This is a genomic window from Streptomyces sp. NPDC037301 (assembly GCF_055602785.1).
Map to the genome: position 1 here is coordinate 1 of NZ_JBVJWD010000012.1, position 24421 is coordinate 24421.

The 24421-nt window shown below is 71.3% G+C and carries 21 protein-coding genes and 2 pseudogenes; 15 read left to right on the top strand and 8 right to left on the bottom strand.

The features are described 5' to 3' along the window. Positions 1 to 126 precede the first annotated feature (126 nt). A pseudogene (locus ACZ7IB_RS20185) lies at positions 127 to 420 on the bottom strand (aminotransferase class I/II-fold pyridoxal phosphate-dependent enzyme); the annotation flags it as partial. Positions 421 to 758: 338 nt separating this feature from the next. Between ACZ7IB_RS20185 and ACZ7IB_RS20190 the strand changes: the two are divergent. The 4 genes from ACZ7IB_RS20190 to ACZ7IB_RS20205 all read left to right on the top strand — a co-directional run bounded on the left by ACZ7IB_RS20190 (position 759) and on the right by ACZ7IB_RS20205 (position 3415). Then, a complete protein-coding gene (locus ACZ7IB_RS20190) occupies positions 759 to 1061 on the top strand; it encodes a WXG100 family type VII secretion target (protein ID WP_405686581.1) in 303 nt (100 codons plus the stop codon). Between the two features lie 66 nt (positions 1062 to 1127). After that, a complete protein-coding gene (locus ACZ7IB_RS20195) occupies positions 1128 to 1424 on the top strand; it encodes a hypothetical protein (protein ID WP_470914136.1) in 297 nt (98 codons plus the stop codon). 31 nt (positions 1425 to 1455) lie between these two features. Further along, positions 1456 to 2154: a hypothetical protein gene (locus ACZ7IB_RS20200; protein ID WP_470914138.1), complete on the top strand. Its 699-nt coding sequence runs from the start codon at positions 1456 to 1458 to the stop codon at positions 2152 to 2154. 25 nt (positions 2155 to 2179) lie between these two features. After that, entirely contained in the window at positions 2180 to 3415 is a 1236-nt protein-coding gene (locus ACZ7IB_RS20205) for a hypothetical protein (RefSeq protein WP_470914140.1), read from the top strand. 109 nt (positions 3416 to 3524) lie between these two features. Here ACZ7IB_RS20205 and ACZ7IB_RS20210 read toward each other — a convergent pair whose 3' ends face one another. Together ACZ7IB_RS20210 and ACZ7IB_RS20215 are read right to left on the bottom strand one after the other, a co-directional pair. Continuing rightward, positions 3525 to 5150 carry an FtsK/SpoIIIE domain-containing protein gene (locus ACZ7IB_RS20210; RefSeq protein ID WP_470914495.1) on the bottom strand — a complete coding sequence of 542 codons (1626 nt, stop codon included), beginning with the start codon at positions 5148 to 5150 and terminating at the stop codon, positions 3525 to 3527. Between the two features lie 375 nt (positions 5151 to 5525). After that, positions 5526 to 7907 (bottom strand): annotated as a pseudogene (locus ACZ7IB_RS20215) (FtsK/SpoIIIE domain-containing protein); the annotation flags it as partial. A gap of 242 nt (positions 7908 to 8149) precedes the next feature. Here ACZ7IB_RS20215 and ACZ7IB_RS20220 point away from each other — a divergent pair. Next, positions 8150 to 9091, top strand: a complete 942-nt coding sequence (locus ACZ7IB_RS20220; protein ID WP_470914142.1) for a hypothetical protein — start codon at positions 8150 to 8152, stop codon at positions 9089 to 9091. A gap of 3 nt (positions 9092 to 9094) precedes the next feature. Here the strand turns inward: ACZ7IB_RS20220 and ACZ7IB_RS20225 are convergent, their stop codons facing one another. Then, positions 9095 to 9679, bottom strand: a complete 585-nt coding sequence (locus ACZ7IB_RS20225) for a sigma-70 family RNA polymerase sigma factor (RefSeq protein WP_470914143.1) — start codon at positions 9677 to 9679, stop codon at positions 9095 to 9097. Positions 9680 to 9821: 142 nt separating this feature from the next. Further along, a complete protein-coding gene (locus tag ACZ7IB_RS20230) occupies positions 9822 to 10592 on the bottom strand; it encodes a LamG domain-containing protein (RefSeq protein ID WP_470914145.1) in 771 nt (256 codons plus the stop codon). A gap of 232 nt (positions 10593 to 10824) precedes the next feature. Between ACZ7IB_RS20230 and ACZ7IB_RS20235 the strand changes: the two genes are divergently transcribed. Then, on the top strand, positions 10825 to 11028 hold the full coding sequence (locus tag ACZ7IB_RS20235) for a hypothetical protein (RefSeq protein WP_470914516.1): 204 nt from the start codon (positions 10825 to 10827) through the stop codon (positions 11026 to 11028). Here ACZ7IB_RS20235 and ACZ7IB_RS20240 read toward each other — a convergent pair whose 3' ends face one another. The 3 genes from ACZ7IB_RS20240 to ACZ7IB_RS20250 form a co-directional block, all read right to left on the bottom strand. Further along, positions 11029 to 11547 carry a hypothetical protein gene (locus tag ACZ7IB_RS20240; protein WP_470914146.1) on the bottom strand — a complete coding sequence of 173 codons (519 nt, stop codon included), beginning with the start codon at positions 11545 to 11547 and terminating at the stop codon, positions 11029 to 11031. It lies immediately after the preceding gene. Positions 11548 to 12394: 847 nt separating this feature from the next. Beyond that, complete coding sequence (locus ACZ7IB_RS20245) at positions 12395 to 13561, bottom strand: pyridoxal phosphate-dependent aminotransferase (protein WP_470914148.1); 1167 nt, start codon at positions 13559 to 13561, stop codon at positions 12395 to 12397. 13 nt (positions 13562 to 13574) lie between these two features. Further along, complete coding sequence (locus tag ACZ7IB_RS20250; protein WP_470914518.1) at positions 13575 to 13877, bottom strand: hypothetical protein; 303 nt, start codon at positions 13875 to 13877, stop codon at positions 13575 to 13577. 793 nt (positions 13878 to 14670) lie between these two features. On the opposite strand from ACZ7IB_RS20250, the gene ACZ7IB_RS20255 reads away from it, so the two are divergent. The 9 genes from ACZ7IB_RS20255 (at position 14671) to ACZ7IB_RS20295 (ending at position 24411) form a co-directional block, all read left to right on the top strand. Further along, the gene (locus tag ACZ7IB_RS20255) at positions 14671 to 15192 is read left to right on the top strand and encodes a DUF2617 family protein (protein WP_470914149.1); all 522 of its coding nucleotides are present in this window, start codon (positions 14671 to 14673) and stop codon (positions 15190 to 15192) included. Between the two features lie 84 nt (positions 15193 to 15276). Then, the gene (locus ACZ7IB_RS20260) at positions 15277 to 16875 is read left to right on the top strand and encodes a polyamine aminopropyltransferase (RefSeq protein WP_470914151.1); all 1599 of its coding nucleotides are present in this window, start codon (positions 15277 to 15279) and stop codon (positions 16873 to 16875) included. A gap of 85 nt (positions 16876 to 16960) precedes the next feature. Then, positions 16961 to 17917, top strand: a complete 957-nt coding sequence (locus tag ACZ7IB_RS20265; protein ID WP_470914153.1) for an SRPBCC family protein — start codon at positions 16961 to 16963, stop codon at positions 17915 to 17917. Between the two features lie 22 nt (positions 17918 to 17939). Continuing rightward, positions 17940 to 18737 (top strand): aldose epimerase family protein, encoded by a 798-nt coding sequence (locus ACZ7IB_RS20270; RefSeq protein ID WP_470914155.1) that lies wholly within the window; start codon positions 17940 to 17942, stop codon positions 18735 to 18737. A gap of 116 nt (positions 18738 to 18853) precedes the next feature. Continuing rightward, on the top strand, positions 18854 to 19393 hold the full coding sequence (gene pyrE / locus ACZ7IB_RS20275) for an orotate phosphoribosyltransferase (protein WP_114245327.1): 540 nt from the start codon (positions 18854 to 18856) through the stop codon (positions 19391 to 19393). Between the two features lie 214 nt (positions 19394 to 19607). Then, positions 19608 to 20639 carry a class II fructose-bisphosphate aldolase gene (gene fbaA / locus ACZ7IB_RS20280; RefSeq protein WP_327274372.1) on the top strand — a complete coding sequence of 344 codons (1032 nt, stop codon included), beginning with the start codon at positions 19608 to 19610 and terminating at the stop codon, positions 20637 to 20639. 87 nt (positions 20640 to 20726) lie between these two features. Beyond that, the gene (locus ACZ7IB_RS20285; RefSeq protein ID WP_470914157.1) at positions 20727 to 21902 is read left to right on the top strand and encodes a MalY/PatB family protein; all 1176 of its coding nucleotides are present in this window, start codon (positions 20727 to 20729) and stop codon (positions 21900 to 21902) included. A 78-nt stretch (positions 21903 to 21980) separates the two neighbouring features. Further along, positions 21981 to 22784, top strand: a complete 804-nt coding sequence (locus tag ACZ7IB_RS20290; RefSeq protein ID WP_470914158.1) for an ankyrin repeat domain-containing protein — start codon at positions 21981 to 21983, stop codon at positions 22782 to 22784. 64 nt (positions 22785 to 22848) lie between these two features. Further along, entirely contained in the window at positions 22849 to 24411 is a 1563-nt protein-coding gene (locus ACZ7IB_RS20295; RefSeq protein ID WP_470914160.1) for an MFS transporter, read from the top strand. Positions 24412 to 24421: the final 10 nt, after the last annotated feature.

Below are 24421 nucleotides of genomic sequence, written 5' to 3' on the forward strand. Positions count from 1 at the left end.
CCCCCCCCCCCCCCCCCCCCCCCCCCCCCCCCCCCCCCCCCCCCCCCCCCCCCCCCCCCCCCCCCCCCCCCCCCCCCCCCCCCCCCCCCCGGGCCGGGTTTTTTTCACGACGGGGCGGCCTTTGGGCTACAGCCGCTTGAGCCGGGACACCGCCTCGGCCGGCACGTCGTCACGCTTGCAGAAGGCGAACCGTACGAACGGCGCGCCCTGCTCCCGGTGGTCGTAGAAGACCGCGTTCGGGATGGCGACGACCCCGCACCGCTCGGGCAGCGCCCGGCAGAAGGCGAAGCCGTCGCTCTCGCCGAGGGGGCGGATGCCGGTGGTGACGAAGTACCTCCCGGACGGGCGGTAGACCTCGAAACCGGCCTCGGCGAGCCCGCCGCTCAGCAGGTCCCGCTCGGCCCGCAGGTCGGCGCGCAAGCGTCCGGCAACCGGCAGGCCGCCGCCCGCACCACACCGACCGGCCCTGTGGCGTCGGCCCGGTGTGCGGCGCCGTACCTGTGCCCGGCGCTGCCTTCTCCGGGACCGCACCTCCCCGTGTCGCGCTGCTGTCCGGTTCGGTGAGGGAACGTCACTCCGGAGCCGGTGATGGGATGTTGCGGGCCATGGGGGCCTGGTCGCAGGCCTGATCAGGGCGTCGGCCCGCCACTTTCGTCACTGTTCCGCAACAGGCATGAACCGCCCCGCCGGGTGCCCCGTACAGCCCGGTGTGCGCGGCTCAGCGACCGCGGCGACCAGAAACGAGAGAAGGAGCCGACATGGCGGCCGACGGCAACATCAAGATCAGCCCGGAAGAGATGCGGGAGGCGTCGACCTGGCTGCAGCACCAGAAGGAACTGATGCAGCAGAGCCTCCACGAGGCCAACACCAAGATGGACGAGATGGTCGAGGCGGCCTACGCGACGCCGGGCTCCGAGACCAAGTTCCGTCCGTTCTGGGAGGAGTACAAGAACGGCACCGACAAGGCGATCGAGGGCCTGCAGGGCGTCAGCGAGTTCATCAAGCAGGTCGCCGACGCGTTCGTCGACACCGACGACCAGACGTCCGGCTCCATCGGCTGATGTGCCCCTTTGTCCGGTCCCGCCCTTCCGGGGCGGGACCGGACGGCGGGCGGAGAGGAACAACCGGTGACCCGCATCAGCATCCCCCTCGACGACCTGAACGAGACGGTCAAGTCGCTTGAGGACATCGGGGAGCGGATCAACAAGACCGCACGGCTCAGCGACATCGGATCGAAGGACGATGTGGGCGATTCGAAGCTCGCCGACTCCCTCGCCGACTTCGACAGCGCATGGGGCAGGGGCCACGAGAAGGTGCAGGAGAACGTGAAGGTCTTCTCCGAGAACACGAAGAAGATCTCCGACGCCTTCACGCAGACGGACGACGAGACCGTCAAGACGCTGGACGAATCCAAGAAGACCTGACAAGAGCCTGCTGGCAGAAGGGACATGCGTCATGACGCATCCGGTCACGGACCGGGCTACGGGGGCGCCCGCGCACTACAAGCTGCGCTTCCCCGGCTCATGGTGGCATCTGGACCTCGACCCGAGCACCCGGGACGCGTCCATCCGCCGCCGTATCGAGCACCAGGCGAAGGGGGTTCCGCAACTCTCCCGCGAGCGGCTCGACGGCCTGATCCGCGACACCCGCCGAACGACCCGCGAGGCCTACGCCCGGGGAGCGCTCCAGGCGGCGGGGATGGTCAGGTTCCCCGGCGGGGACTCGATGCTCAGCGCCACGTCCGTCGTGCTGCGGATGCCCGTGCCGGAGGACCAGTCGGCGGATCTGGCCGAGGTGCTGTTCGGGGCGAGCATGCTGGCCGGGGACCCGCAGAGCAGCGGGTACCCGCCGCGCGAGGTGGATCTGCTGGAGCTACCGGACGTCGGACCGGTCGGGCGGATCGCCTCGATCGAGGACATCGACTACAAGGGCACGCCGGTGCGTACGGCGCTGCTGCACACGCTGTTCCCGATCCCGAACCGCCGGGAATACCTGCTGGTCTCCAGCTCCACGCCCAACGTGGAGCTCAAGGACCAGTTCTTCGAGGTGTTCGACGCCATCGCGGGGACGCTGCGCTTCGTGGAAGTCAAGAGCGAGGGCACGGCTGTGCCGGCCGCACAGAGCCCGCAGGGCACGGACGAGAACGGAAAGTGAGGGCGGGGCAATGGTGCGGCCAGCGGTGTCCGACTGGGAGACGGTCTTCGGGTTCTCGGACGACCCGACGCCGGGCGATGCGGAGATGCTCGGGAGGCTCGCGGGCCAGTACCGGTCCGTCGCCGACGACGCGGACCAGGCGCTCCCCATCGTCAGCGGCCTGAAGAACGGCCAGCTCGGCGAGGGCAAGGCCATGGAGAAACTCCGGGACAAGCTCGGGGACCTGGCCAATCAGGTGGAGAAGCTGCACAGTTCGTACGACAAGGCGGCCCGCGCGCTGGACACCTACGCCGACCAGCTGGGGGACCATCAGCGCAAGGCCGACAACGCCCTGGTCGACGGACGGGACGCCAAGGAGCGGCTGCAGCGGGCCACCGATGCCGCCGCCGCGGCGGGGTCCGTGATCAGCGGGCTGGACGCGGCGGACCCGCCCCCGCCGGACGACGAGGCGGCCCGGCGCAGTGCGCGGCAGGCCATGGAGGATGCCCGCAGCGACCAGTCCGCGGCGCAGGGGAACGCCGACAGTGCCCAGCGGGATCTCGACGCCGCCCGCATGCTCGCCGAGGACGCGCGGGAGCTGCGCGAGACGGACGCCTCGACGGCGGCCCGCGCCCTGGACGACGCGACGAGCGAGGCGGTCCCGGGCAAGAGCCTGTGGGAGAAGATCAAGGACATCTTCAAGAAGGTGCTCGGCTTCATCAGCGCCGCCCTGGGCATCATCGCCATGCTCATCCCCGGATTGCAGGGCCTGGGGCTCATCCTGACGATCGCCAGCCTGGTCACCGCTGCCATCCCCTTCATCATGAACATCGTCGACAGTATTCAGTCGGGCGAGTGGGATGTGCTCGACATGGTCCTCAGCGGCCTGGGGCTGGTGCTCGGCGGCGTCGGCCTGATCAAGATCGCCAATCTGGGCGGGATCGCGAACACCCTCAAGTCCGTTACGAGCAACCTCAAGACGATCCAGATCAATATGAAGAGCGTGGTCCCCACCATCAAGTCGTTCACCGGGTTCAAGAATCCGGGCGACCTGGTCGCGAACCTGCTGAAGAACATCCCCGGCGGCGTGTGGAAGACACCGGACATCCTGAAGCAGTTGCCGGGGATCACCAACATCTGGACGAAGACGGCGGGGTGGATCGACCAGAGCTCGAACCTCATCGGACTGGCCGGCCTCGCCTGGGCGATCAACGGCGCCGTCCCCAACGGGACGAAGGGCACGACCAAGCACGACCCCAGCTACGTGGAGGGATCGACCTGATCCGGGCCGCGTCCCGTCATGCGTGAGGGCTCCCGCCCCGGCCGTCGCCGGGGCGGGAGCCCTCTGCCGTGGGACCCCGGAGCCGGTGCCGGGACCCCGGCACCGGCGCTCAGCTCCCGGCCGGCGGAAGCACCGTCTCCGGGACCTGGACGGTGCGCAGCACGCCGTCGCCCAGGTGCAGGATCGCCCGCCCCGGGCGGGTCGCGCCCAGGCGGCTGCGGGGCACCTTGACGCCGATCAGTTCGCCGTCGCTCATGTTCTGCGGCTTCAGCAGCAGACCGCACCGGTTGCGGCGGGCCTCGGTGTGCCAGCCGGAGAAGCCGGAGGAGAGCCGGTCGGTCTGCCCGGCGATCACCAGGCCCCGGCCCATCTCGGCACCGGACTTGGCGATCTGGGTGAGGACGGGCTCGGCCTTCGTCTTCAGCAGCAGGTCGGCGTCGTCCAGGATCACCACGGCCCCCTGCGGCGAGGACGCCAGCGCCTCCTCCAGCGCGGTGGGGTCGATGTCGGACTCGTCGAAGACCGCGAGGACCCCGGGCCGTCCGGCGAGTTGGCGCAACGGCGACCTGGCGGGCGCGCCGACGACGACGGGCGTCCCGGCCGACAGCAGCGACAGTGCCAGCGTCGCCAGGGCGGTGCTGCGGCCGGAGCGGGCGGGGCCGGCGACGAGGAAGGTCGGCGTGATGGCGAAGTCCGGCCCGAACGCGGTGAGTTCGTCGCCGCCGACACCGGACAGGGCCCACCGTGCGGACGGCAGCGGCTGTGGCACGTACCGGGTCGCCTCCTCCCAGGTGAGCCGGTCCGGCAGGGTGTCGACGCGGAACGGCCGGGTGGAGTCCGGCAGTTGGACCGCCCGCTCGCGGCAGTACTCGGCGATCTGCTGGAGCGCCGCGGCCTGCGCCTGGCCTTCCGGGTTGTCCGTGAGGAGCGCGATCTGCACCTCCGCCTTGTCGGCGGCACGGAACGCGCGGCCCGGCGGGATCTCGTCGGGCACGTTGCGCTGGGTGATGCCGATCATCCCGTACTCGGACTTCTCGTTCAGCTTCAGCACGAGCTTGTCCTCGGTGGAGCCGTTGACCCGGCTGGAGAACAGCGCCCGGTCACCGGTCATCACCAGGTGGATGCCGACGCTCGCGCCGTCCCGGAGCAGGGTCAGCACGGAGTTCAGCAGGTTCCCGGAGTCGTACTCGCCGAGCTGCTTGTCGAAGACCTCCCACCGGTCGATGAACAGCAGGATGTGCGGCGGCCGTTCGGCCTCCGGCAGGGCGCGGCGGAGCTCCGGCAGGTCGGCGCTGCCGCGGGCGGCGAGCATCTCCTGGCGCCGGGCCAGCTCCCCGGTCAGCCGGGCGAGCAGCCGGGCCACCCGGTCGGGCTGGGTGCGCTGGGTGATGGCCCCGCAGTGCGGCAGCCTCTCGATGGGCAGCAGCGCGCCGTTGCCGCAGTCGATGCCGTACATGTGCAGCCGGTCCGGGGAATGGGCGAAGGCCAGGGTGCCGGCGATGGTGCGCAGTGTCTGCGACCTGCCCTGCCGGGGCGAGCCGATGATGTGCAGGTGTCCGAGCGTCGCCGGGTCGATCACCAGGGGCAGCCGGGCCTGTTGTGCGGGCAGGTCCACCACGCCGTACGCGACGGGCGCGAGGTCGTAGTCCGAGGCCGGGGGCGCCGGCAGTTCGCCGGTGACCAGGACCTCGGGCAGCGGCGGGAGCCAGGGGCTGTGCTGCGCGGGGATGCCCATCTCCCGGTCCGCTTCGCGGATCGCCGAGACGAGCCCGGTGAGGTCGGTCTCCACCTCGGCGGGTACGGCCGCGCCGCGGGGGCGCGCCGGGAGCGGCTCGCCGAGCCGTTCCCAGCCGACCGCCACCGCCCAGGGCGCCGGCAGCGAGGTCGCCGCGGCACCGGGCCGACGGCCGCCGACCCGTCCGGACTGGAACGGCACGAGGGAGTTCTGGCCCAGGCGCACATAGGCGCGACCGGGGGTGCCCTGCGAGATCCCGGCGGCCTCGGCGGAGTTGAGGACGTCCTGGCTCTCGCCGGCGTCCGTCACCCGGAGCGCGATGCGCAGGTTGGTGTTGGCGCGGATCTCCGAGGAGACGACGCCGCTGGGGCGCTGCGTCGCCAGGATCAGGTGGATACCGAGGCTGCGGCCCCGCTGGGCGATGTTGACCAGACCCTTCACGAAGTCCGGCAGGTCGCGCACCATCGAGGCGAACTCGTCGATGACGATGAGCAGCCGGGGCATCGGCGAGCGGCCCGCAGGGTTGCGGTCCAGCAGGTCGACGTAGTCCTCGATGTCCTTGGCGCCGGCCGCGGCGAGGATGTGCTCGCGCCGGGTGAGTTCCGCCGTCAGCGACACCAGGGCCCGCTCGACGAGGTGGGCGTCGAGGTCGGTGACCATGCCGACGGTGTGCGGCAGGTCGACGCAGTCCTTGAACGCGGAGCCGCCCTTGTAGTCGACCAGGACGAACGTCATCGCGTCCGGACGGTTCGCCACTGCGAGCGAGGCGACCAGCGTCTGGAGGAGTTCGGACTTGCCGGAGCCGGTGGTGCCGGCGATCAGCCCGTGCGGGCCGTCGCGCCGCAGGTCCAGGTGGAACGGGCCGTCCAGGGAGACGCCGACGGCCGCCCGGGTCGAGCGGCCCCCGGCCGTCCAGCGTGCCCGGATGCCGGCGGCCTGCGGCGGGTCGAGGGCGAGGATGTCGAGCAGCCGCGCGGAGCCGGGAAGCACCGCGGCCTCCTCGTCGGCCCCGCCCGGGTCCCGCAGCGGGCCCATCGCGCGGGCCAGCGAGCGGCACCAGTCCAGGGACACCACGTCGGGCCGGATGCCCCCGACGGTGCCCCTCCCGGAGCGTCCCACCCGTACGGTTCCGCCGGGCTCCTCGGCGACGACGGCGTGGCACTCCTCGGGCAGCAGCCGCTCCTCGGCGTCCAGGCAGAGGGCGCGGACGCCGACGGCCGGTCCGTCGCGCAGGATCTGCGTCACGCCGGGCAGCGAACGCAGCCTGCGGGCTCCGTCGAGGATGACGAGCACGTCGGGCCCGGCGGGCCGGCTCCGCCGGTCCTGCCGTCCGGCGCGCTCGACGATCAGCGCGGTGAGTTCGGCGACCCGCCGGGCGCAGGTCTCGGTGCCGTAGCCGATGCTGGCCGGGGTGTCGCCGGACTTCTTGCGCACATGCGGCAGCCAGCGCAGCCAGGACCAGCCGTCCCGGCCCCGTTCGCCGGTTGTCAGCAGATGGATCTGGAGGTCACGGGGGCTGTGCAGGACGGCGGCCTGGGCGACCGCCCAGCGCGCCACGGCGCGCGCGACCGGGCCCTCGCCGGCGATGCCCAGGACGTCGTGCTCCCGCAGCGGAACGGTCACCGGGACGTCGTACGCGGTCCGCGGGTCCTCGCGGCGGTGTTCGTCCTTCGTCGGGTCCTGGAGCACCACTTCGGAGTCCAGATCGGCGGTTCCGATGCGCAGTTCGAGGAAGTCGGCGTCGGAGGTACGGCGTTCCCACAGGCGGCGCCGGGGGCCGACGGCGGTCAGGACGACCTCGGCCGGGTCCGGGAAACCGTGGCGCCGGGCGGTGCGTTCGGCCGTCAGGGCGTTCGCCGCGTCGCCCTCGATGCGTGCCTTCTTCTCCTTGTAGGCGGCGACACTGTCGGAGTGGGTCTGGCGCCCGGTGCGCCGGCTCATCAGATAGTTTCCGAGGATCGCGACCGGGGAGAGCAGCCCGAACAGCAGCATCGCCATACGGTCGAATATCAGCGCCCCGGCCCCCGCCATCACCAGCGGGGCCAGCGCGGTGATCCACGGGAGCGGTCGGGCGGGGGGCGGGCCGGGCGGGGAGGGCAGGGTGAAGCGGGTGGCGTTCTCGGCCGGCCGCAGCCGCGGCGGCCGGTTGTAGTCCCAGCCGGTGCCGTCCTCCGACGGCTGCACGGCCGCGTCCGGCTTCTGCGGGAGGGCGAGTTCGAGCAGGCTGTCTCCGACGAGGAGCTGTGCGCCGACCGGCCAGGCGGTCGCCTCGGTGAGGTCCTCGCGGTCCAGTTGCAGGGTGCCGCCGCCCGGCGCGGAGGCGTCGGGCGAGATACGGCAGCGTCCTTGGGGGCCCACCGCCAGGACGGCGAACGGACGGTCCGGTACGGCGCGCAGCACCTGGGCGGCCCCGTCGTGGGCCAGCCCGATCCGGTACTCGCCCATGTCGAGCCGGTGCACGGCGCCCGCGCCGGTCCCGCCGACCGCACGGACCTCCACCAGCCCGTCCGGTTCGGCCGACATGGTGCCCGTCGGGCGGCCCAGGCCCACGATGGCCGCGTGGTGCAGCGGCGCGTCCCGCAGCCGCATGTCGGCGGGCAGCAGCCGGTCGCCGGCGTACAGGCCGAGGCCCTCCGGGGGCCGGTGGACGCCGCCCGCCCCGGCCAGCGCCTCCGCGACAGCCCTCATGGGCGTGTCGGGGTCGGCGTCGAGGTGGACGTCGAACGCGTCACCGCCCTCCTCGACCACGGTCAACATCAACGACACGAGAACGTCCTCCAGCCGGCGTGAATGGGGGCCTCGGCAGCCGCACTCGACGGCTCCCGTGCCACTTATGGGACCTACGGCGCCCGTCCGCGGATGGTTCACCCGGCGCACCGGTGAACCATCCGCCGACGGGCGCCGTAGTGGCCATCGGGTGCACGGCGCGGCGACTGTGCCGCTCTCGTTCCCGATCGTCCCGGCTCTGCCGCCGGGGCGTCCCGACAAGGAGTCAGAAGATGATCTGGTACGTCCTGGCCGTGGTGCTGGGGCTGGCGCTGATCGGGGCGGTGGCCGCGCTGATCGTCACCGAGCGAGGGCCCCGCCCGCCGAAGCCCCGCGCCGCCTCGGTGGCCGTCGTGGGCCGGGAGGCGTTGGACGTGGTCAACGCGGGATTGCGCCGGCTGACGGGCGAGTGCCTGCGCTCCGGCCGGCCGCTGCCCGACCTGTACGCCGTCGTCTACTCCGAAGAGCGGCTCGCACTGCTGCTGGCCGGGGCCGAGGAGGCAGCCCCCGCGCCCTGGACCGTCGAGGCGGACGGCGAGCGCTGGACGATCTCGCCCGACGATCTGCACCGCCCCGGCCCGGAGGGCGAACCGGCCCTGCCGTACGCGCTGACGGTGACGGTGGGCCTGGACGGACCCGACCGCGTGCTGGTCGACCTCTCCCGGGCGGCGGGGCCCGTCTCGGTGACGGGTCCGGACAAGGAGGTGCACAGCCTGGTGCGGGCCGTCGTCACCGAGGCGCTCGCCGGACCGGTGGGGGCGCTCGCCGAGGTCACCCTGGTGGGATCGCTGGCCGACGGCCGGCTCCTTTTCGGCGACGAGCCGCGGACCTCGCGTCTGCACAGCGCGGCCAGCCTGGAGGAGGCGTTCGCCACGGCGGCGTCGGCGGGCACGGAAGCGCCGGAGCCCGGCTCGCCCGACGTCACCCAGATCTACCGGCTGATCGAGGGCAGCAGCCGGATCGCCGTCCAGGGTGAGGCGCCGCATCTGTTCGTCGTGGATGCCTCGCAGCTCCCGCGACGGGAGGGGGCGCTGTCCGGTCTGCGGCGCGGGGACGCGCTGCTGGTGGTCGGCGAGGCACCCACGGGGTGGCGCTGGCGTGCCGATGCGGGCGGATCACTCGACACCGGGCCGCTCGGCCTGGAGATCACCCGGCACGCGGGACGTCTGGCATAAGTGTCATCCGGCCTCGCGGTACAGGCCGCCCGCGTACAGCCCCCGGCTGTGCAGTGCCTCGCGCAGGGCACGGGCGGCGTAGAACGTCCGGGACTTGACGGTGCCCGGCGGCACGCCGAGGATCTCGGCCGTCTGGTTGACGCTGCGTCCCAGGTAGTGCACGTGCAGCAGGACCTCGCGCTGTGCCGGCCGCAGGTCCCGCAACGCGTCGATGAGCACCTGGGAGGTGAGCATGTGGTCCACGCCGTCGGACACCGGCAGGTGGGCGAGTTCGGGGTCACCGGTCTCCGGTGGTCTGGCCTGGCGGGCCCGGTGGCCGTCGATGACCAGATTGCGCAGCGCGGTGAACAGCCAGGGACGCACCGAATCCGTGGTCGGGTCGAGTTCCTCGGCGTGCCGCCAGGCGCGTATCGCGACTTCCTGGAGGACGTCCTCGGCGCGGTGCCAGTCGCCCTCCAGCCGCCGTGCGGCGAACTGCAGCAACGCGCTGCCGTGGAAGTGGTAGAGCGCTCTGAGGAACTCGTCGGGGCGGGGTTCCGCGGCGCGGGGGCCAGGTGTGAGGTCTTCGGTCGAAGCGCTGGCCGACAAGGGCCTTTCCTCTCCGGTCGTCTGTGGGGAAGACGGGTCCCGCCGGCTGCGCGACAACCGGCAGGCGCCGCCGCGAGCCGCCGTGCGCCCGTGCGGCGCCCGTCAGCCTGCGGCGGCGGTGAACTCGCCCCGTCAGCGCCGGTCAGCCCGGTTCGCGAGAGGAAAGCGAGCCCACCTCACGGGACGTCAACTCCCGGTTGTAGAGATGTACGTCGGCGATGTCACCGTTCCAGTGGTCGGCCGGCTTCCCATCGAACTTGCCGCGTCCGATCACCACAGTGCCAGTGGGTTTCACGCTGCTGGAGGCCACCCTGGTTCCCGCGAGCCGACCGTCCACGTAGACCTTCATCCGGTGGTTCTTCTGACTGTACGTGCCGGTCAGGTGGTACCAGCGGCCGGGCTGCGGCTTGTCGGGCGTCTTCGCAACCGTACGGGCACCGCTGAAACTGAAGGCGAAGTTCCCGTCCGGGCCGGAGTACTGGAGGAAGAACGTGCTGATCCGGTCGCCGTCCTGGGACAGGGCGGTGTGGATGCCGGTCATGCCCTGGGGGGTGAGGCGCACCCGCGCGGCGACCGAGTAGTCCTTGCCCACGGTGTCGAGCCGGGTGTTGGAGTCCGCGTATCCGCTGGTGCCGTCCAGCTGCACGGAGCCGCCCTCGGGGCCGTCGGTCCACTGCGTGCCGCCCCTGACCACGGCGTCGTGCTCGCCGGCCTTCGCGGTGCCGGACTGGTGCAGGGGCCACCAGCCGAGGCCCTGCAGCGACTCGGCGTCGCCACCCGGGCTCGACGCGGCCGGTTTTGCCCCGGCCTGTTCCTTCCCGGAGTCCTGGCCGCGCACCAGTTGGACGACGACGAAGGCCAGCGCGATGGTCAATACGGTGATCGTGGTGATAAGCGGCCATCTGCGCGTCATGAATTTCCTCAGGAGGTGCGGCATAAACGTGTCGCTGGTGATCACGCGTCCGATCCGGAAGTGGTTCAGTGTGCACGTAAGTTGTGGCAGGCCTGTGAGGCAGCGGACCTGTCCGCCCCTGGATGTGCGCCCGTGCGTCGGGAGATGCGGCGACGCCTTGTCCGGGGCAGTGGAACATGGGGAGTTGTGACGTTCCGGCGGCGCGGGCGCATGGTCCGCCAACCGTTCCCGAGTGTTCACGACGCGGTCGCCGGCGTCCGCCGTCCTTCCCCGGGTCACTCCGTTGAACGCGGCGGTGGGCCGGATCAGTTACGTGCCGATCCCCGCCCTGACCGGCCTTACCTGGCCGCTGGCGTGGCATTTCCCGCCGACGGCGCCGGACCGGTTCGTCCACACCCTGTTGCTGCTGAACGCGGCGTCCGCGTTGCTGGGCTGATCAGTCGGCCTTGGTGTACGTGAGCTGTTCGCCGCTGTCCGTGTTCTCGCGGCGCAGGGAGCCGTCCGGGAGCAGGGTGAGCGTGGTGGGTTTGCCCGCGGTGCAGGACGTCATGGGTTCGCCGACGACGACCGTGGAGGGGCCGACCTCCACCGGGCCGTTCGGGGACGGCTCCGCGGTCAGGTCCGCCCGGAAGACGCAGTGGTAGGAGCCGCCGCTGTCGAGCGGGCCGTCCGCGGTGAGGGTGAGGACGGTCCGGCCGACCGTGCCCTGCTGGATGGCGAGTTTCCGGGTGGAGTGGCCCGAGGCGTTGTCGATGGAGCCCGACCAGGTGCCGAGGTAGCCGGCCGGGATGGGGCCGTCGCTGTTCCTCTTGTCGTCGGTCGGGCTCGACGCGGCCGGTTTCGCCCCGGCCTGTTCCTTCCCGGAGTCCTGGCCGCGCACCAGTTGGACGACGACGAAGGCCAGCGCGACGGTCAATGCGGTGATCGTGGTGATAAGCAGCCATCTGCGCGTCATGAATTTCCTCAGGAGGTGCGGCATAAACGTGTCGCTGGTGATCACGCGTCCGATCCGGAAGTGGTTCAGTGTGCACGTAAGTTGTGACAGGCCTGTGAGACAGCGGACCTGTCCGCCCCTGGATGTGCGCCCGTGCGCCGGGAGATGCGGCGACGCCCTGTCCGGGGCAGTGGAACATGGGGAGTTGTGACGTTCCGGCGGCGCGGGCGCATGGTCCGCCAACCGTTCCCGAGTGTTCACGACGCGGTCGCCGGCGTCCGCCGTCCTTCCCCGGCCGTTCACCTGTGTGCGGTGGGGTGCGGGGAGTGTCCCGTGGAATCCACTCAAACTCCGATACGGCTGCCGGTGAGCGGTACGGCGGACACGCCGAGGGACTTCGGGACGGGCAGACCGGGGGCCGTACCGAAGGGGAGAGTCCGCTCGGCCTGTGACCGGTGTAGGAGCCGGGTACGGCATACGCGCCGGGCCGGGTGTTCGGTCGGTCAGTCGTCCAACAGCTCGCGCAGTGTGGCCTCGCCGACGCGGAGACATTACTGCGGAGGAGCTCGGCTGACTCAGCGCACCCTGATCACCGCGGGCTGTGTCCTCACCATCGCCGGGATCGTCGTCCTGATCGCCATGGTCAACAGCTCCCCCGGCACCCGGCCCTTCGCCCCCGGACTCCTCCGCGCCGCCCGCCCCGGCGCGTCCGGAAGACGACGCCGCGTCATTCGCCACCGGTCCCTCCTCTCGTGGGGACCGGTGCCGAATGGCGCAGGCGGCTCGGGACCCCGCCGGGCCGGGTTACACGTAAAGCCCCTGGTCAGGTTGCTGTCCGTACTTCATTCGGGATGAAGGGGGCGCGGGTTCAAGACGCCAGGCGCCCCAGCCGACTGGCTGCCTCGTGGAGGACGTCGTCCTTCTTGCAGAAGGTGAAGCGGACCTGGCTGCGGCCGGCTTCGGGGTCGTCGTAGAAGACGGAGTTGGGGATGGCGACGACGCCGCAGCGTTCGGGGAGGGCGCGGCAGAAGGCGTAGGCGTCCTTCTCACCGAAGGAGGTGATGTCGGTGGTGATGAAGTAAGTGCCCTGGGGTTGGTAGACCTCGAACCCGGCCGCGCGCAGGCCGTCGCCGAGCAGGTCGCGCTTGCGTCGTAGGTCGGCCCGGAAGCTGTCGAAGTACGCGTCCGGCAGGCGCAGCGCTTCGGCGATCGCGTACTGGAAGGGGCCCGCGCTGACGTACGTCAGGTACTGCTTGGCCGTCCGGACGGCCAAGACGAGCGGGCCGTTCGCCGTGACCCAGCCAACCTTCCATCCGGTGAAGGAGAAGGTCTTGCCGGCCGAGCCAATGGTGACAGTGCGCTCACGCATTCCGGGCAGGGCCGCGATAGGGCGGTGCGTGCCCTCATAGACAAGGTGCTCGTACACCTCGTCGGTGACGACAAGCAGGTCGTGCTCGATGGCGAGTGCGGCGATGGCGCTCTGCTCTTCGGCGGTGAGAACCATCCCAGTTGGATTGTGCGGGGTGTTGAGGAGCAGGAGGCGCGTCCGCGGGGTGATCTTGGTGCGCAGCTCATCAAGGTTTGGGCGGAAAGACGGGGCACGCAGGGTGAGCGGTACGCGCTTCGCGTCGGCCATCGCGATGCAGGCGGCGTAGGAGTCGTAAAAGGGCTCGAAGGCGATGACCTCGTCGCCCGGCTCCAGCAGCGCCAGCATGGTGGCGGCGATGGCCTCGGTGGCGCCGGCGGTTACCAGGACCTCGGTGTCGGGGTCGAGGGAGACGCCGTAGAAGCGCTGTTGGTGTTCGGAGATCGCGGTACGCAGTTCCGGGACGCCCGGGCCGGGCGGGTACTGGTTGCCCTTCCCCTCCCGCAGGGCGCGGACGGCGGCCTCGCGGATCTCCTCGGGCCCGTCGGTGTCGGGGAAGCCCTGGCCCAGGTTGATCGCGCCCGTCGCGGTTGCCAGCGCCGACATCTCCGCGAAGATCGTCGTCCCGAGTCCGTCCAGCCGTCGGTTCAGCAGTGGCCTGGCGTTCATGTCTCCACCGTTCTCACTCGGGTACCCGTCGATTCTCCGGGGACCATCCTGACTCATGGCCGGTCGTGGCCTCGCGCGGTGTAGGGACCACAGAGGGCCGAAGGGGGTTTACGCGCTTTTCGTCGGGCTCCGCCTCCTCCTTCAGGAGAGCGCCGGCCTTTGGCGAGATGTCGCGCAGGAGCGCGTCCCTCAGGTCGTTCAGGGTCGCGCTCTGGTTGATGGAGCCGGTCCGTACGGCAAGCGCCGACATCTCCGCGGAGATCGTCGTGCCGAACTCGGCGAGGCGGCGGTTGAGCAGCGGTCGTCCCTGTGTCATGGCCGCCATCCTGCGCGGAAGCTCTGGAGTTGCTCAAGTCTGCTTTGGCCGTACGGGGCCGGGGGCATCCCCCACTCACGCAGGAAGCGGACGGAAGCGAGAGACCTCGCTTCGGGGGAACAGAAGGACGTGAGGTCGGTGGGAACCTTTGTCACAGTGGTGATCGCGTTTGCCTTGATCGGGCTGGTCATCTCGCTGGTGGGGGCCGGCAACCGGAAGAAGAAGCACGGGCGGGGCGTGCGCCGGGGTGCGAGCGGCGGCAGCGCCGCGGGTGGCAGCTGGTGGGCGGGAGGTGACGGTGGCGGTGGCTCGTCCTGCGGAAGCAGCAGCGGTCACTCCGGCGGTCACTCCGGGGGGCATTCGTGCGGCGGCGGTCACTCCTCGTGCGGTGGCGGCTCCTCGTGCGGCGGCGGCGGGGGCGGATGCGGCGGAGGCAGCTGACACGGGGCAGCTGATCCGTGACCGGGCAGGGCCACACGCCCGGTGCCGGGCCCATGCGGTTCCGGTGCCCCACAGGTGCCCGGCGGGTGAACTCCCGCCGGGCACCTTTTTGTTGGGGCTTTTCGCGAGATACCGGTGAACAGATGAACCGAGAGGCCCCCGAGGGGATGGAAACCGCGTCAAGTTGGGCAAAAACGCTGTGGACGCGGCTTACTTCGTGATTCCCTCGGTGGAGAGAACATCCAGCCCTCGGACCCGAGTTGGACCTGATCGGGCGCTTCCCACCTCCCACGTGCATCACGTCGGAGGCGTCCCCTGTCCATGTGTCCACGCTTGTTTGCGGAGCCGACCCATGCTCACGACCCTCCAGACGGCCTATTCCGACACCCGTGCTGCAGACCTGGCCTGGGCACTGGGGCGCGAACCGCTCCCCGCCCTGGCCGTGCTCGACCTCGATCTCGCCGGTGCCCGACTCCAACTGCGCCTGCTCGGCGCCTCCCACCAGGTACTCCTGGAGGAGAACCGGGGCAATTGTTCCGAAACCGTCGCGTGCATCCCGGGCAGCAGCACACCGCTGCCGCTCGGTGCCTCCAAGCGGCTCGGGGAGTGGGAGTACGAATTCGCGGCGCGCGTCGAGACGCTCTCGGCGAGCTCGTTCGCGGGGCGTGCGCAGGAGCTCCTCGCGCTCGTGACCGACCACCCCCACGGTCTCGCCGGGACGTTCCCCGGCAGCCCGCACGCCTTCACCGCCATGCTCGCCCAGCGGACCGAGGGCCAGGTGCGGTGGCGTACCTGGCATGCGTACCCGCAGGAGGGGCAGCTGGTGGTGACGCGCACCCGAGTGGGAGTGCGGATGCCGGCGGCAGCGCTCTGACGCGGCCCAACTCCGTTGTGGGCGCGCCACTTGCACCCTTGTGGGTGACAGGCGGCCACCTCGTCGTGACGTAGCGTTCACATCATGATCGATCAGCAGGTGTCGCTGCGAGGGGGCGCGGCGCGTCTTCCCGTGCGACCGAGGACCGGTCGGTGTCTCGTGCTGGCCGCTGTCTTCATCTGTGCTGCCTGCGGTCTGGTCTACGAGCTCGAACTGGTGGCGCTCGCCTCCTACTTGATCGGTGATTCCGTCACCCAGGCGTCCGTCGTGCTCTCCGTGATGGTGTTCGCGATGGGCGTCGGCTCACTCCTCGCGAAACGTTTACGCAGCCGTGCAGCAGTCGGTTTCGGGCTGATCGAGGCGGCGCTCGCACTCGTCGGCGGCTCCTCGGCGGTCGTGCTGTACGCGTCGTTCGCCTGGATCGGGGAGTCGCGGTACGCCCTGGTCGGGTTCTCGCTCATGATCGGTGTCCTGATCGGGGCGGAGATCCCGCTGCTGATGACGCTGATCCAGCGCGTCGACCGGCAGGACGCGGGCGGGACCGTCGCGGATCTGTTCGCCGCCGACTACGTGGGTGCGCTGGTCGGCGGGCTGGCGTTCCCCTTTCTGCTGCTGCCGGTGCTGGGACAGCTCACCGGGGCGCTGTTCACCGGCGCGGTCAACGCGGCGGCGGGCGGGGCGCTGGTGCTGTGGGTGTTCCGGCGGGACCTCACACCGCGCTCCCGGTGGCTGCTGGTCCTTGTCAACGTGGCCGTGATCGCCGTACTCGCCACCGTCACCGCGCTGGTCGGTGACTTCGAGCGGGCGGCGCGGCGTGCGGTGTACGGGGACGGGGTGCGGGTCGCGGTGCGGACCGGGGTCCAGGAGGTGGTGCTGACGGGGGCGGGCCGCAGCTCCCTGGCCCTGTATCTGGACGGGCGGCTGCGGGTCAGCGCGCGCGACGAGTACCGCTACCACGAGGCGCTGGTGCACCCGGCGATGAACGGACCACACGCCCGTGTCCTGATCCTGGGCGGTGGTGACGGTCTCGCCGCCCGGGAGGTGCTGCGCTACTTGGACGTACGCAGCGTCACCCTCGTCGAGCTCGATCCCGGTGTCACCCGGTTGGCCCGTACCGACCGCGCGCTCTCGGCGCTGAACGCCCACGCGTACCGCGATCCGCGACTGACGGCCGTCAACGCCGACGCCTTCAACTGGCTGCGGGCGGTGCACGGCAGCTACGACGTGGTGATCTCCGATCTGCCCGACCCCGGGATCTCCGTCGGCACGAAGCTCTACTCGACGGAGTTCTACGGCCTGGTCTGCGAGGCCCTCGCGCCGGGCGGCCGGCTGGTGGTGCACGGGGGCTCGCCGGTGACCCGGCCGCGTACGTACTGGACGGTGGAGGCGTCGATGAGGACGGCGGGCCTGCACACCCGCCCGTACCGGATCAGCGGCAGGCCCGCCGATTTCGCGGCGGGCCCCGACAGGGCCACGCACCGGGCGCGGGCCGAGCACGGCTGGGGCTTCGTCCTCGCCGGGCCGGTCAGGGCGCCGGTACTCCGCCTCGCCCCGGGGGCGCCGAAGCTGCGGTCGCTGACGCAGGCCTCGCTGATGGGCGCGGGGCGGGACGCGGAGAGCGGACGGCTGCGCGGGCTGCTGCCGTCGACGCTGGTGCATCCGAGGTACTGGGAGGACCGGTGAGCCGGACGCCGGACGCCGTACGCCCGTCGGCTTTGCGACGCGGAACCGCTGACGTGATGGCCGGGGCTGAGTAGGCTCGGTTTCCATGGAGCATGAGGTGTTCGTTCCGGTTCCGGTCCTGTCCCTTCGGCGGACGCTGGGCGATCCCGCCCGCGTCGCGCGCTGCGTACCGGGGCTCCAGCAGGACGCCGACGCGTCCGCGGGCCCGCTGTCCGGCCGGCTCAAGGTCCGGGTCGACGGCCACACGATCACGTACCGCGGTGCGCTGCGGCTCACCGTTTCCCCGCAGGACGGCCCGGACGGGGACGACGGGATCCTGGTGGCGGGTGAGGGCGTCGAGGCCAGGGGGACCGGCTCGGCGAAGCTGGCTCTGACGATCAGCCTGACGCAGAAGGACGGTGGTACGGCGATCGGGTTCGCGGGTACGGCGAGCGGCGACGGCCGCCTTCTGGAGCTGGACCCGGCGGCGGCGCTCGCGACGGCCCACCGACTGCTGGACCGCTTTGTGCAGCAACTGGTGACGGAGACGCTGGCGGGCGAGGACGAGGCGGGCAAGGACCTCGGCGAGGCCGAGCGGTCCGTCGAGGAAGCTGTGGAACAGGCCATCGAGGAGGCGGCCGAGGAGGCCGACGCGACCGGCGCGGACACCACCCGGAGTACTGCTCCGGAAGCCGCCGACGACACCGACGACACCGACGACACCGATGACGGCGCCACCGCGGACCAGGAACCCTCCACCGAGAACCCCCCGGGCACGGACTCTGTCTTCGACGCCCCCGTGCCGCCGTCGCCCGACCCCGTGGCGGAGGTGGAGTTCACCGTCCCCGACGGCCCCCCGGCCGAGGCCGCGCATGCCAGGCGCACCATGATCGGCCGCAGCGCCGAGGAGGTCGACCACGCGCCGCCGCGCGGCAGGTACGCCCCCGTGCCGTCACCCGATTCGACCACCGCGGGCGCCACACTCCGCTGGGTCGCTCCCGCCGCCGCACTCGCGATCGCCTCTGCCGTCGTGGTGAGCAGGGCGCTGAGGCGGCGGAGGTAGCAGCGCCAGTAATGTCGGTCGGGTGAGTAGCAGCGAGAAGGACGTCCGGCTGTCCGTCGGCGATGCAGAGCTGACCGTGAACCCCGCCAACGGCTGTCGCATCAGCAGTCTGCGGATCGGTGGCACCGAGGTGCTGCGGCAGGGGGAGCGCTACGGCTGCTTCCCGATGGTGCCGTGGTGCGGGCGCACCGAGAACGGCCTCTTCCACAGCGGCGACGTCCCGCACCGGTTGCCGCTGAACTCCCCGCCACACGCCATCCACGGCACCGGCAGGGACACCGCCTGGCGCACCGCCCGAGTGGGCGAGCGGGAGGCCGCGTTCTACTACGACCTTGCCGACCCCTGGCCGTATCCGGGCCGGGTGACCCAGACCTTCGAGTTGTCCGAGGACTCGCTCACGCTTGCGTTCGGCATCGAGACGTACGGGGATTCGTTCCCGGCGCAGGCCGGCTGGCACCCCTGGTTCCTGCGGGATCTCGGCGGCGGCAAGAACGTGGAGATCGCCTTCGACGCGGCCTGGCAGGAGGAGCGTGGCGAGAACCATCTGCCGACCGGCCGCCGCATCCCACCCCTGCCCGGCCCGTGGGACGACTGCTTCGGGATGCCGGACGGCGTCGACGTGACGCTCACCTGGCCGGAGCAGCTGCAACTGACCGTGAAGAGCCGGGCCGAGTGGGTCGTGATCTACGACGAGCAGGCCGAGGCGGTCTGTGTGGAGCCGCAGTCCGGCCCGCCGAACGGGCTGAACACCGCGCCCCGGTATGTCACCCCGATCGAGCCGCTGGAGATCGCGACGACCTGGAACTGGCGCAGGCTCTGACCCGACAGCGGTGCGGGCTTCGACCCGGTACCCATGCAGGCCGCGACCCGTTGCCGGCGCGGGCCCCGACACGGCAGCGGCACGAGCCCCGACACAGGCGCCTTAAGCTCGTAGCCATGACTGACGTACGTGCTGAGCTGCTCCAGCAGATCAAGGACAAGGCCGTGGTACACGGCAAGGTGACCCTCTCCTCGGGTCTTGAAGCCGACTGGTACATCGACCTGCGCCGCATCACGCTGGACGGCAAGGCCGCTCCGATGGTCGGTCAGGTCATGCTCGATGCCACCGCCGAGCTGGACTACGACTGTGTGGGCGGGCTGACGCTGGGCGCCGACCCGGTCGCCACCTCGATGCTGCACGCCTCCGCCGCGCGCGGGCAGGAGCTGGACGCGTTCGTCGTCCGCAAGGCGCAGAAGGCGCACGGGATGCAGCGCCGCATCGAGGGCACGGACGTGAAGGGCCGCCGCTGCCTGGTCGTCGAGGACACCTCGACGACCGGCGGTTCGCCGCTGACGGCCGTCGAGGCGGTGCGCGAGGCCGGTGGCGAGGTCGTCGCCGTCGCCACGATCGTGGAGCGGGGTGCGGCTGGGGCCATTGCCGAGGCCGGTCTCCCGTACGTCCACGCCTATACGGTGGCGGACCTCGACCTGGCCTGATTGCCTGGTCTGACCTGCGATTTTCTTCGAGGGCGGACGGTTTCACGTGAAACCGTCCGCCCTTGTCGTATGCCTTCCGCCGCCCGGTCCGAACGTTGCGGGACCAGGCCGGGTGGAGCCGGAGCGGGAGTCTGGGAAGATGGGGGCGACGATGACGTCGCCCCCAGGTCAGGGAACCAGCAACGCACACCCGCACATCCCAAGGAGCGGACAGATGCCCATCGCAACCCCCGAGGTCTACGCCGAGATGCTCGACCGGGCGAAGGCAGGCAAGTTCGCCTACCCGGCCATCAATGTGACGTCGACCCAGACCCTGCACGCTGCACTGCGCGGCTTCGCGGAGGCGGAGAGCGACGGCATCGTCCAGATCTCCACCGGTGGGGCGGAGTTCCTGGGCGGCCAGCACAACAAGGACATGGTCACGGGCGCCGTCGCCCTCGCCGAGTTCGCGCACATCGTCGCCGCCAAGTACGACGTCACGGTCGCGCTGCACACCGACCACTGCCCCAAGGACAAGCTGGACGGTTATGTACGTCCGCTGCTCGACATCTCCGCCGAGCGCGTCGCCAAGGGCCAGAACCCGCTGTTCCAGTCCCACATGTGGGACGGCTCGGCCGAGACCCTCGCCGACAACCTGGCCATCGGTCAGGAGCTGCTCGCCAAGGCCGCAGCCGCCAAGATCATTCTTGAGGTCGAGATCACCCCGACCGGTGGCGAGGAGGACGGCGTCACGCACGAGATCAACGACGAGCTGTACACGACCGTCGACGATGCGCTGCGTACCGCCGAGGCGCTCGGCCTGGGCGAGAAGGGCCGCTACCTGCTGGCCGCCTCCTTCGGAAACGTCCACGGCGTCTACAAGCCGGGCAACGTCGTGCTCCGTCCCGAGCTGCTGAAGGACCTCCAGGAGGGCGTGGCCGCCAAGTACGGCAAGGCCGCTGGTAGCCACCCCTTCGACTTCGTCTTCCACGGCGGCTCCGGCTCCACCGAGCAGGAGATCGCCACCGCGCTGGAGAACGGCGTCGTGAAGATGAACCTCGACACCGACACCCAGTACGCCTTCACCCGCCCGATCGTGGACCACGTGTTCCGTAACTACGACGGTGTGCTGAAGGTCGACGGCGAGGTCGGCAACAAGAAGGTCTACGACCCGCGCAGCTGGGGCAAGTCCGCCGAGGCGGGCATGGCCAAGCGCGTCACGGAGGCCTGCGCCAACCTGCGTTCCACCGGTACCAAGCTGAAGTAGCAGCCGGTATGAAGTGTGGCCCTGGGCCCGGTTACCCCTTGGGTGCCGGGCCCATGGCATGTCCGTGAGAAGAAGTGAGGGATCCCTGTGAGTTCCAGCGCCCGCTATGACTTCGACACCGTTGTTGACCGCCGGGGCACCTGGTGCGTCCAGTGGGACGGGGTCGCGGACCGGTTCGGGGTGGATGGACTGCTGCCGTTCACCATCTCCGACATGGACTTCGAGACCGCACCGGAGGTGCTGAGCGCGCTGCGGGCCCGTCTCGACCATGGGGTGTTCGGCTACACGACCTGGCAGCAGGACGACTTCCGGTCGGCGATAGCCCACTGGTACGCGACCCGGTACGGGACACGGATCGACACCGGGCAGCTGGTGTACGGGCCGTCCGTGCTCAGCCAGCTCTCGCAGCTGCTGCAGATGTGGACGGCCGAGGGCGAGGGCGTGGTCGTCCATGCCCCGACGTACGACGGTTTCCGCAAGACGATCACCGGGCTCGGGCGCGAGCTGCGGGGCGTGCCGGTGGGGGACACGGCCGCGCTGGAACGCGAGCTCGCCCGCCCCGACAGCAAGGTCCTTCTCGTGTGCTCTCCGCACAACCCGACGGGCCGGGTATGGACGGAGTCCGAACTGGGCGAGATGTCGGCGCTCGCCGCGCGGTACGGGGTCGCGGTGATCAGCGACGAGATCCATGCGGACTTCGTGCACGAGGGGCGTGTGCATGTGCCGTGGACGCGGGTCGGGGGCGACGGGCGCTGGGCGTTGATCTCCTCCGCGTCGAAGGCGTTCAACTTCCCGGCGCTGACCGGCTCGTACGGGCTGATCGGCGATCCGGCCGACCGGGCGGAGTTCCTGCGCCGGATGGAGACGGCAGAGGGGCTCGCCTCCCCGGCGGTGCTGTCACTGACCGCGCACATCGCCGCGTACCGGGAGGCCGGGGCGTGGCTGGACGAGCTCCGCGCGTATGTCGCCGGGAATCTGGCGCTGGTCGCGGAACGGCTGAACGAGGCGTTCCCGGAACTGGGATGGCAGTCGCCACAGGCCGGCTATCTGGCGTGGATCGATCTGCGCCCGGCGGGCGTCGGCGACGACGAGGCGTTGCAGCGGGTGCTGATCGAGCGCGAGAGGGTCGCGGTGATGCCGGGGGCGGTGTACGGGGCGGAGGGCTTCGTGCGGCTGAACGTCGGGTGTCCGCGGTCCAAAGCGCAGGCGGGCGTGGAGGCGCTGATCCGGGGCGTACGAGCCGTGGCGCAAGGAGCGTCGTAGGGTCGGGGCCGACCGTGGCCACCCCGGGCACCCCGCCCGGGACGTGGGCCTTTTCGTAGGCAGGGCCTGGAGCAGCCGATGGATGTGTTCGAAGCCGCCCGCAGCGGCGATGTCGCCGCCCTGCGGGACGCGCTGGACGCCGGGGCCGATGTCACCGCGACCGACGAGTACGGCTGGACCGCCCTGCACCTGGCCGCGACGGGGGCGGAGGCGGACCCGGCCCGGGCGGCGGCTGCACTCGCCGCGCTGCTCGACGCCGGAGCGCCCGTGGAGCAGCCGGGCGGTGACGGACGCACGGCTCTCTACCTCGCCGCCGAGTTCTCGCCGACCCCCGAACCGGTCGAGCTGCTGATCGCCCGCGGCGCGAATCCCGACATCACCGACGACCACGGCAGCCATGTCACCGTCAATGCCTGGGCTCCGGAGGTTGCCTCGCTGCTGGTCGCCGCCGCCGGAATCGAGCCCCCGGCACCGGCCGGGGCGCCGCCGGCGCCGGAGCGGAAGCTGTCGCGGGCACAATGGCGCGATGCCGAGAAGCGGGTCGGCGAGGTTCTGGACGGGCTGAACACAGCGGGGTTCGTCGCGCTCGCCGGCGCGGGCACCACCCAGTCCGACGGCTTCGACGACTGCACCGAAGCCGCCCACGCGCGCGGCGGCAGCCTCGCCGGCCTCGTCGGGTTCTGCTACTACACGCGGCAGGACGCCGAACGTGCGCGGGACACGGGCCATCTCACCCTGGCGTTCTGGGGTGCCCCGGACGGCAGCACCCGGACGATGGAACACGCCGGCGGGATCGTCGTCCGGGCGTTCTGCGCGGCCGGATTCCACGTGGACTGGAACGGCACAGGAAACAGTCGCCCCTCCGTCGCTCTGACCGGCTGACAGAACCTTGCCGAGCCATCTCCGCCCTATGGCTTTCCCGGCGGGGAGCGGCGATGCTGCTCGTATGCCTGACGCAGAGACGGGAGCCATCCGCGTCGCTTCCCCCATCGGACGCTGGGTCATCCTCACCACCGTCCTCGGCTCCAGCATGGCCCTGCTCGACTCCACCGTCATCAACGTCGCCCTGCCCCGCATCGGCAAGGACCTCGGCACCGATCTGGCCGCCCTCCAGTGGACCGTCAACGCCTACATGCTGACCCTCGCCGGGCTGATCCTCCTCGGTGGCGCCCTCGGCGACCGGTACGGCCGGCGGCGGGTCTTCGTCGTCGGAGTCGTCTGGTTCGCCGCCGCGTCCGTGATCTGCGGCATCGCGCCGAACGCCGCCGTCCTGATCGCCGCCCGCGCCCTCCAGGGCATCGGCGGAGCTCTCCTCACACCCGGTTCGCTGGCACTGATCCAGGCGAGCTTCCATCCGGACGACCGGGCCCGCGCGGTCGGACTGTGGTCGGGGTTCGGCGGGGTCGGCGCCGCCATCGGGCCGTTCGTCGGCGGCTGGCTCGTCGACGGGCCCGGCTGGCGATGGGTGTTCCTGCTCAACGTGCCGGTCGCCGCGGTCTGTCTGCCGGTGGCGCTGCGCCACGTACCGGAATCGCGTGCCCCCGACGCACACGGGCGCTTCGACGTGCTGGGCGCCGTGCTCGGCGCCCTCGCCCTAGCCCTGGTGACCTACGCGCTGATCGAGGCGCCGGGACAGGGGGCGTCCGCGGTGGTGATCGGGGCGGCCGTCGGCGGGATCGTCCTCGGGGCGGTGTTCGTGCAGGTGGAGCGGCGGCGGGCGGACCCGATGCTGCCGCCGTCGGTGTTCGCGTCCCGGCAGTTCACCGTCGTCAACATCATCACCCTCTGTGTGTACGCGGCGCTCGGCGGCTACTTCTTCCTCTCCGCGATCCAGCTCCAGGTCGTGGCCGGGTACTCGGCCCTCGGAGCCGGCACGGCCCTGCTGCCCACGACCGTGCTGATGCTGCTCTTCTCGGCCTCCTCGGGCGAACTGGGGCAGCGCATCGGGCCCCGCATCCCGCTCACCGTCGGCCCACTGGTCGCCGCCACCGGAATGCTCCTGATGCTGCGGGTCGGGCCGGGGTCGAACTCCGTCTCCGCCTATTTCGCCGATGTGCTCCCCGCGGTCGGTGTGCTCGGCGTCGGACTCGTCACCCTGGTGGCACCGCTCACCGCGACCGTCCTGGCGTCCGTGGACACCGCGCGGGCCGGCCTCGCCAGCGGGATCAACAACGCGGCCGCCCGCGCCGCCGGGCTGATCGCGGTGGCCGCGCTGCCGCTGCTCGCCGGGATGGGCCCGGAGGCCTACCGGAACGCCGACGAGTTCGCCGCGACGTTCCGGCGGGCCATGCCGATGTGTGCCGGGCTGCTCGTGCTGGGCTCGCTGATCGCCTGGGCGACCGTGCGCAAGCCCCCCGTCACGGCGGACGAGAAGGGGAAGGCGCGCCCCGAGTGCACGGTGCACTGCGGTGTCGTCGCCCCGCCCCTGGAACCCACGCACGAGGAGGCGGGGAAGCCGGGCGCGGACCGGCCCTCCCCGGGGCGCCCGGGTACTCCCGGCGCGAACTGACCCACCGCAC

Excerpts from the sequence above, each read along its gene's own strand:
- ACZ7IB_RS20190 (WP_405686581.1), top strand. The coding sequence starts at position 759 with ATGGCGGCCGACGGCAACATCAAGATCAGCCCGGAAGAGATGCGGGAG.
- ACZ7IB_RS20200 (WP_470914138.1), top strand. The coding sequence starts at position 1,456 with ATGACGCATCCGGTCACGGACCGGGCTACGGGGGCGCCCGCGCACTAC.
- ACZ7IB_RS20210 (WP_470914495.1), bottom strand. The coding sequence starts at position 5,150 with ATGGGCATCCCCGCGCAGCACAGCCCCTGGCTCCCGCCGCTGCCCGAG.
- ACZ7IB_RS20220 (WP_470914142.1), top strand. The coding sequence starts at position 8,150 with ATGATCTGGTACGTCCTGGCCGTGGTGCTGGGGCTGGCGCTGATCGGG.
- ACZ7IB_RS20230 (WP_470914145.1), bottom strand. The coding sequence starts at position 10,592 with ATGACGCGCAGATGGCCGCTTATCACCACGATCACCGTATTGACCATC.
- ACZ7IB_RS20240 (WP_470914146.1), bottom strand. The coding sequence starts at position 11,547 with ATGACGCGCAGATGGCTGCTTATCACCACGATCACCGCATTGACCGTC.
- ACZ7IB_RS20245 (WP_470914148.1), bottom strand. The coding sequence starts at position 13,561 with ATGAACGCCAGGCCACTGCTGAACCGACGGCTGGACGGACTCGGGACG.
- ACZ7IB_RS20250 (WP_470914518.1), bottom strand. The coding sequence starts at position 13,877 with ATGACACAGGGACGACCGCTGCTCAACCGCCGCCTCGCCGAGTTCGGC.
- ACZ7IB_RS20255 (WP_470914149.1), top strand. The coding sequence starts at position 14,671 with ATGCTCACGACCCTCCAGACGGCCTATTCCGACACCCGTGCTGCAGAC.
- ACZ7IB_RS20260 (WP_470914151.1), top strand. The coding sequence starts at position 15,277 with ATGATCGATCAGCAGGTGTCGCTGCGAGGGGGCGCGGCGCGTCTTCCC.
- ACZ7IB_RS20265 (WP_470914153.1), top strand. The coding sequence starts at position 16,961 with ATGGAGCATGAGGTGTTCGTTCCGGTTCCGGTCCTGTCCCTTCGGCGG.
- pyrE (WP_114245327.1), top strand. The coding sequence starts at position 18,854 with ATGACTGACGTACGTGCTGAGCTGCTCCAGCAGATCAAGGACAAGGCC.
- fbaA (WP_327274372.1), top strand. The coding sequence starts at position 19,608 with ATGCCCATCGCAACCCCCGAGGTCTACGCCGAGATGCTCGACCGGGCG.
- ACZ7IB_RS20290 (WP_470914158.1), top strand. The coding sequence starts at position 21,981 with ATGGATGTGTTCGAAGCCGCCCGCAGCGGCGATGTCGCCGCCCTGCGG.
- ACZ7IB_RS20295 (WP_470914160.1), top strand. The coding sequence starts at position 22,849 with ATGCCTGACGCAGAGACGGGAGCCATCCGCGTCGCTTCCCCCATCGGA.